Annotated in this window: 6 protein-coding genes and 1 rRNA gene; 5 read left to right on the plus strand and 2 right to left on the minus strand. The window is 32.2% G+C overall.

Going from position 1 to position 7,473, the window contains the following annotated elements:
• The first annotated feature begins 30 nt into the window (after nucleotides 1-30).
• The gene (locus HS848_RS11400; RefSeq protein WP_198612409.1) at nucleotides 31-1,767 is read left to right on the plus strand and encodes an ABC transporter ATP-binding protein; all 1,737 of its coding nucleotides are present in this window, start codon (nucleotides 31-33) and stop codon (nucleotides 1,765-1,767) included.
• Between the two features lie 148 nt (nucleotides 1,768-1,915).
• Here the strand turns inward: HS848_RS11400 and HS848_RS11405 are convergent, their stop codons facing one another.
• On the minus strand, nucleotides 1,916-3,010 hold the full coding sequence (locus HS848_RS11405; protein WP_198612410.1) for an FUSC family protein: 1,095 nt from the start codon (nucleotides 3,008-3,010) through the stop codon (nucleotides 1,916-1,918).
• Between the two features lie 196 nt (nucleotides 3,011-3,206).
• Nucleotides 3,207-4,496, minus strand: coding sequence for a glutamate-1-semialdehyde 2,1-aminomutase (locus tag HS848_RS11410; RefSeq protein ID WP_198612411.1), 1,290 nt, complete (start codon nucleotides 4,494-4,496; stop codon nucleotides 3,207-3,209).
• Nucleotides 4,497-4,577: 81 nt separating this feature from the next.
• Between HS848_RS11410 and bcp the strand changes: the two genes are divergently transcribed.
• The 4 genes from bcp to HS848_RS11430 form a co-directional block, all read left to right on the plus strand.
• Nucleotides 4,578-5,033 carry a thioredoxin-dependent thiol peroxidase gene (bcp, locus tag HS848_RS11415; RefSeq protein ID WP_198612412.1) on the plus strand — a complete coding sequence of 152 codons (456 nt, stop codon included), beginning with the start codon at nucleotides 4,578-4,580 and terminating at the stop codon, nucleotides 5,031-5,033.
• 5 nt (nucleotides 5,034-5,038) lie between these two features.
• On the plus strand, nucleotides 5,039-5,995 hold the full coding sequence (locus tag HS848_RS11420; protein ID WP_198612413.1) for a phosphoglycerate dehydrogenase: 957 nt from the start codon (nucleotides 5,039-5,041) through the stop codon (nucleotides 5,993-5,995).
• 94 nt (nucleotides 5,996-6,089) lie between these two features.
• Entirely contained in the window at nucleotides 6,090-6,542 is a 453-nt protein-coding gene (gene perR, locus HS848_RS11425) for a peroxide-responsive transcriptional repressor PerR (RefSeq protein WP_198612414.1), read from the plus strand.
• Between the two features lie 806 nt (nucleotides 6,543-7,348).
• Nucleotides 7,349-7,473 (plus strand): 16S ribosomal RNA (locus HS848_RS11430); the annotation flags it as partial.

A 7,473-nucleotide genomic window follows, 5' to 3' on the forward strand; every position in this document is an offset into this window, starting at 1 on the left:
TAAATTAAGCGACATAAAGGGGGGATTGGAATGATACGACGCTATTTAGAGTTTGTAAAACCATATAAATATCGTATTATTGCCACTATTATAATTGGTATTATTAAATTCGGCATACCGATGTTAATTCCACTATTAATCAAATACGCTATTGATGGCGTAATTAATAATCATGCGCTTTCAACAAATGAGAAATTCCAACATCTTGGCATCGCTATTGGGATTGCTTTATTCATATTCTTAATTGTGAGACCACCAATCGAGTATTTACGTCAGTATTTAGCGCAATGGACAAGTAACAAAATCTTGTATGATATTCGTAAACAATTATACAATCACCTACAAGCATTAAGTGCAAGATTCTATGCTAATAATCAAGTAGGTCAAGTAATTTCAAGGGTTATTAATGACGTAGAACAAACGAAAGACTTTATTTTAACAGGTTTAATGAACATTTGGTTAGACTGTATCACTATTATTATTGCACTAACAATTATGTTCTTCTTAGACGTTAAATTAACATTTGCTGCGCTCATCATTTTCCCATTCTATATTTTAACAGTATATTTTTTCTTTGGACGCTTAAGAAAATTAACCCGCAAACGTTCACAAGCGTTAGCAGAAGTTCAAGGATTTCTACATGAGCGTGTGCAAGGCATGTCTGTAATTAAAAGCTTCGCGATAGAAAATAATGAGGCTCAAAACTTCGATCATAAAAATAAAAACTTCTTAAATAAAGCGTTCCAACATACATCATGGAATGCATATTCTTTCGCTGCTATTAATACAGTTACAGACCTAGGACCAATTATCGTCATTGGCGTAGGTGCCTATCTAGCAATTAATGGTTCAATCACAGTTGGTACATTAGCTGCCTTCGTTGGTTATTTAGAACAACTTTTCGGCCCTTTAAGAAGATTAGTAGCTTCTTTTACTACATTAACTCAAAGTTTTGCATCTATGGATAGGGTCTTTCAACTCATAGATGAAGATTACGATATTAAAAATGGCGTTGGGGCTCAGCCAATTGAAATTAAAGAAGGCCATATTGAATTAAAAGATGTAAGCTTCAAATATAATTCAAATGAGGCAACAATTTTAAAAGATATCAATCTTAACATCAATAAAGGTGATACTGTAGCCTTTGTAGGAATGAGTGGTGGCGGTAAGTCGACGCTAATCAATCTGATACCTCGTTTCTATGATGTTTCAAAAGGTGAAATCTTAATTGACGGTCATAATATTAAAGACTTCTTAACAGGTAGTTTAAGAAATCAAATAGGATTAGTACAACAAGATAATGTATTATTCTCTGATACGGTTAGAGAAAATATTCTACTAGGACGACCTGACGCGACAGAAGAAGAGATTATTAAAGCCGCTAAAATGGCCAATGCACATGATTTTATTATGAACTTACAAGATGGTTACGATACAGAAGTAGGGGAACGAGGAGTTAAATTATCCGGTGGTCAAAAACAACGACTATCGATTGCACGTATCTTCCTAAACGATCCACCAATCTTAATTTTAGATGAAGCAACTAGTGCACTTGATTTAGAAAGTGAAGCAATCATTCAAGAAGCATTAGATGTATTAAGTAAAGATCGTACGACGCTTATCGTTGCCCATCGACTATCTACGATTACTCATGCTGACAAGATTATTGTTATGCAAAACGGACAAATCGTTGAAATAGGATCACATCAAGAACTTATTGCTAAACAAGGTGCTTATGAACATTTATATAGCATCCAAAATCTATAAAAAATACAAAGTCTAAGGCTTAAACCCTAAAATAAAGAGGCGTAGAGAAGATTCAATTATTATGAATCGACTCTACGCCTTATTTGGTATTTTTGTTTATTTCGCATGTTTCTATCAAAGAGGTTGATATGCTAGTCTCATACTTGAATTATAAATCAAAGTCTTCATCTGCAATATCTATATCCGTATCATTACGATGATAGGTAAAGAAACTTAGTCTTAAACGATCAAGATGTTCTAAAAAGTATCGATATTCCTCAATTGTTGCAATGATTTGCATAATATTTGAATAAGAATACTCTACTTGATAAGGATTTTGAATAAGTTGCTGTTGGAAAGCATCCATAAGATCTTTCTTTTGTGGATTTCTAATTTGATTATCAAAATGTTCAACATTATAGCGCGCTTTTTTTGATAAACTTTTCAAAATTTGTTCGTGATACGCTGTTAAAGAATCTAATTCTAATTTAATTTGGAAAATAAGATTATAATTTAAACTATGCAAATCATTTTGATAACGTGCCATACGATTTAAAACTTCATAAGCTTGTCTAGTAGTACCCACTACTTCTTTAAATAGGATTTTCTTTCTATTTTGTTGAAAAGTAGCTTTCCTAGTTAAAGCTTTCTCTTCATTGTAATAGTTGAAAATTTGTTCGAGTTTCGATATGCGTGATTCTATCTGTTCACCATCTTCTTTAATCTGATGATAGTCAGAGGCGTCATTTAATACAAGTTTAAACCATATAAATATATCAGAAGCTATATTCACTGAATTATGGTAAATTTTTGTTTCGAATTTAGGTGGAAGGAAAATTAGGTTAACCACCGAAGCACTTACTACACCAATCATGACTAAAATAAATCTAAATGCAGCGGCTACATAAAAAGAACCAGTGTGTTGCCCCATAATAATAAGTGCAGTAACTCCAGCTAATGTAGCTACATGTGCTAAATTCAACTTGTATAAAATGGCGATTAATAGAATGACAGTTACACCCATGATAACTATATTTTTACCAAATATAGTGACCATAACAACTGCGAGAATAGCGCCAATGACGTTACCTGTAGCTTGTTCGGAGATTGTTTTAATAGAGCGATAAATATTAGGTTGCATTGCTACAATCGCACTAATCCCTGCTACAGATTTCAAACCGACATTATCAGGTAAGAAAGAAGCTATGAACAAAGCGAGGATGATTGCAATACCAGTCTTAAGTATACGAGCTCCTAGCCTCAACTATAACGCTCCTTTAAAATTTATTTATAGTTAATAACATTGAATTTAGTATACACTTGAAATAAGAACCTATACAAGTTTTATATTGAAGAAATAAAGAAATCTACTAAATTGAGATACTATTTAAAGTTAACAATTTAGTAGATTATTTTGACGTTGAATTCTAAGATGACAGACTTTAAAAGCTTTCGACCAATTATTTCATTTGGCTAAATGCGTAGTCGGCAGCTTCAAGCGTTTTGTCGATGTCTTCTTCAGTGTGTTCAGTTGTAAGGAACCATGCTTCAAATTTAGAAGGTGCTAAATTAATACCTTGATGCAACATAAGTTTGAAGAATTTTCCAAATGCTTCCCCATCTGAATTCTCAACTTGTTCATAATGAGTAATATGTTCATCAGTGAAATAAAGTGTTAATGATCCATAAACTCTATTAATTGTAGCAGTAATATTGTGTTTTTCGATTAATCTATTTAATCCATCTTCTAGACGTTTACCAAGGGCATCTAACTTTTCATATACGCCATCTTGTTCAAGAACTTCTAATAGGGCAATACCGGCTCTCATTGATAAAGGGTTACCAGCCATTGTACCTGCTTGATATGCTGGACCTAGAGGTGCAACGTGTTCCATAATATCTTGGCGTCCGCCATATCCTCCAATTGGAAGGCCACCACCAATAATTTTCCCGAAAGCTGTTAAATCTGGGTAGACGTTTAATAAGTCTTGTGCAGCTCCGTAATGGAAGCGGAAGGCAGTGATTACCTCATCATATATCACTAATGCTCCATAATCATGTGTTATTTTATTTACTTCTTCTAAAAATCCTGGTTGAGGTTCTACCATGCCAAAGTTACCTACGATAGGTTCTACTAATACTGCAGCTACTTCATCGCCCCAATGTTTCATAGCTTCTCTATAAGATTCAACATCATTGAATGGCACAGTGATAACTTCTTTAGCAACACTTTCAGGAACGCCCGCTGAGTCTGGAGAACCTAATTGTGAAGGACCACTACCGGCAGCCACTAATACTAAGTCGGAATGACCATGGTATGAGCCAGCAAATTTTATAATTTTATTACGTTTAGTGTACGCACGTGCAACACGAATAGTTGTCATGACTGCTTCAGTTCCAGAGTTTACAAATCTAATTTTCTCTAAAGAGGGAATAGCCTCACGTAATTTTTTACTAAATTCAATTTCTAATTCTGTTGGTGTACCGTAAAGAACACCTTTAGCTGCTTGATCTTGAATAGCTTCAGTAATGTGAGGGTGGGCATGGCCAGTAATGATAGGGCCATAAGCTTGTAAGTAATCAATAAACTTATTGCCATCTACGTCATATAAATAAGCTCCGTGTCCTTCTCGCATAACGACTGGTGCTCCGCCACCAACTGCTTTATAAGAACGTGAAGGTGAGTTTACTCCACCTAAGATATATTCATTAGATAATTCTTGGAGACGTTCACTCTCTGTGAAATTCATTTATTATCAACCTCTCTTATTTTAATAATATTCATTACTATCGTATCATATAACTAACAATATTAAGAAATAGGTGAAACAATGTTAAAAAAGGGCGATAAATTACCAACATTTAAACTAGAGAACCAACAAGGCGATTGGATTACAAACGATACAATTAAAGGTGGTAATACTATTTTATACTTCTATCCACGTGATAACACGCCGACTTGTACTACAGAAGCGTGCGATTTTAGAGATAACTTATCAAATTTTAATGATTTAAACGTTAAAGTGTTTGGCATAAGTGGAGATTCTAAGAAAAAGCACCAAAATTTTATTGAGAAAAATGATTTGAATTTTGATTTATTGGTTGATGAAGATTACCACTTTTCTAAAGAAATGGGCGTGTATCAACTTAAACGTTCATTTGGTAAAGAAAGCATGGGAATTGTGCGTACCACATTTGTAATTGATGAAGAAGGGTATATCATTGATGTTATTGAGAAAGTTAAAGTAAAAACACAAATGGAAATCTTGAAACAAATATTGGGGTGAGAACTATGAAAATTGTTAGTTTAAAACGATTAGGCGATATAGAGAAATATCTCATTAACAAATATCCAGAATTGGAGTTTTCTTTCTTTAAAAAAGCTAGTGAAATACCAAAACATTTAAAAAATACATTAGACATCTTGATAGGCTATGACGATAAAGTCGATAAAGCTTTTCTACAAGAATGTCCGAAATTAAAATGGATAGCTTGGTACGCTACGGGTGTAAATAACCTACCATTAGAATATATAAAAGAGAGAAATATAATCTTAACCAATAGTAGGGGCGTTCAAGCTAAGCAACTATCTGAATTTATATTAGCGTTCATCTTAGATGATTATAAAAAAATGCGTACATCATATGACAACCAACAAAATCATATCTATGATTCAAAATTAACAGGAAGACGCCTAAGCGGAGCAAAAATGTTATTTTTAGGAACTGGCGCATTAGCACAAGAAGCTGCAAGATTATTACAACCCTTTAAAGTAGAAATTATTGGTATTAGCAAATCAGGGCAAGAAAAGAAAGACTTTAATCAAATATATAAAATAGAAGAATTAGATAAAGTTCTAAGTCAAAGTGAAGCGGATATTATCATTAATACGTTGCCTGAAACAAAGGAGACTTATCACTTATTAAATAAAGAACACTTTGAACGTATGGATAGTGAGACATTATTTATTAATGTTGGTAGAGGAACAATAGTAGATGAAGAGATTATTTTAGAGGTATTAAGAAATAAAACTATCCGACATGCGTATTTAGATGTTTTTGAAAATGAACCTTTACCACCAGAACATCCTCTTTATGATATTGAAAATGTAACAATAACTGCACACATAACTGGAAATGATGACAATATTAAAAAGGATTCCACAAAGATATTTGAAAGAAACTTGAATGATTTTCTCAATAACGAGGGCGTAAATGAGAATTTAGTCGATCTTGATAAGGGATATTAGTAGAATACTAGCGTACTTATTGACATTAAGCTTTCTAAACAGTTATATTAGTATAAAGTAATAATAATTCTTATGTAGAAAGATGGTGAACATAATGAGTGCGGAGATAGAATCTATAGAACATGAACTTGAAGAATCAATTGCAGCTCTTAGAAAAGCAGGAGTAAGAATCACACCACAAAGACAAGCAATTATTCGTTTTCTAATTACTTCTCATTCACATCCAACAGCGGATGAAATTTATCAAGCACTTTCACCTGATTTTCCAAATATTAGTGTTGCGACGATCTATAATAATTTAAGAGTGTTTAAAAATATCGGTATTGTTAAAGAGTTAACATATGGAGATTCATCAAGTCGATTTGACTTTAATACACATAATCATTATCACGTTATTTGTGAGAAATGTGGCAAGATTGTCGATTTCCATTATCCACAATTGGATGAAGTTGAACAGCTTGCTCAACATATTACGGAATTTGACGTAACACATCACCGTATGGAAATATATGGAATATGTAAAGAATGCAGAGATAAAGAAGAATAATAATGAAGTAAATTTAAATCGGCAACACAATGGATTAAAAAATCCATTGTGTTTTTTCTTTTTACAATAGATAAAAGTGTAAGTTTAGAATATTAATAGTGGTTAAGAAATATAAATTGAATGATCATAAAATAACTTTAATTAAATAAGAGAATAAAGTAAGATGAATAAAACTAAATTGAGGGACTTTAGTGCTTAGCTAAAAAGGGAGATTATAATACAGTGAGTTATTAAAATGATTAAGGTAATAATTACCTTTACATTTGCTAAAGGGATGAGTAAATTACAAATAATTAATATTTCTAATCTATTATTTACCTGGCTTTATAGTAAAAGAGGCTCATAATTTAATATATTTCATATAAATAATACTCTTAAACGTTAAAGAATACATTTGATGTATAAAATTAAACATAATTCTATATAATAAATGATTGACGTTCAATTACAAACTTGCTATTATGTAAAAGTCGTCAAAAACGAAAGAAACATTTTTGAAACGGATGATTAAGTTTTTTAACTTAATGTTAAGAAAGTGTAATTTTGACTATTGAAAATAAAAACAAAACATTATAAGATATTATTTGTTGAAATAATCAATTGAGTTTTGAAGAGATAAATTTTCGATTAAATAAAAAGAAAAAAGTTCTTGACAAAATATATTGATTGTTGATATAATTAATAAATGTAACTGTTTGAAATGAACATTGAAAACTGAATGACAATATGTCAACGTTAATTCCAATAAGTAACTTAAATGTTACAAACATTATTTAGTATTATGAGCTAATCAAACATCATAATTTTTTATGGAGAGTTTGATCCTGGCTCAGGATGAACGCTGGCGGCGTGCCTAATACATGCAAGTCGAGCGAACAGATAAGGAGCTTGCTCCTTTGACGTTAGCGGCGGACGGGTGAGTAACACGTGG

Source organism: Staphylococcus caledonicus, assembly GCF_016238465.1.
Classification (GTDB): domain Bacteria; phylum Bacillota; class Bacilli; order Staphylococcales; family Staphylococcaceae; genus Staphylococcus; species Staphylococcus caledonicus.

Bases quoted from the DNA above. Each gene is read 5' to 3' on its own strand.
- HS848_RS11400 (WP_198612409.1), top strand. From the start codon at position 31: ATGATACGACGCTATTTAGAGTTTGTAAAACCATATAAATATCGTATT.
- HS848_RS11410 (WP_198612411.1), bottom strand. From the start codon at position 4,496: ATGAATTTCACAGAGAGTGAACGTCTCCAAGAATTATCTAATGAATAT.
- bcp (WP_198612412.1), top strand. From the start codon at position 4,578: ATGTTAAAAAAGGGCGATAAATTACCAACATTTAAACTAGAGAACCAA.
- HS848_RS11420 (WP_198612413.1), top strand. From the start codon at position 5,039: ATGAAAATTGTTAGTTTAAAACGATTAGGCGATATAGAGAAATATCTC.
- perR (WP_198612414.1), top strand. From the start codon at position 6,090: ATGAGTGCGGAGATAGAATCTATAGAACATGAACTTGAAGAATCAATT.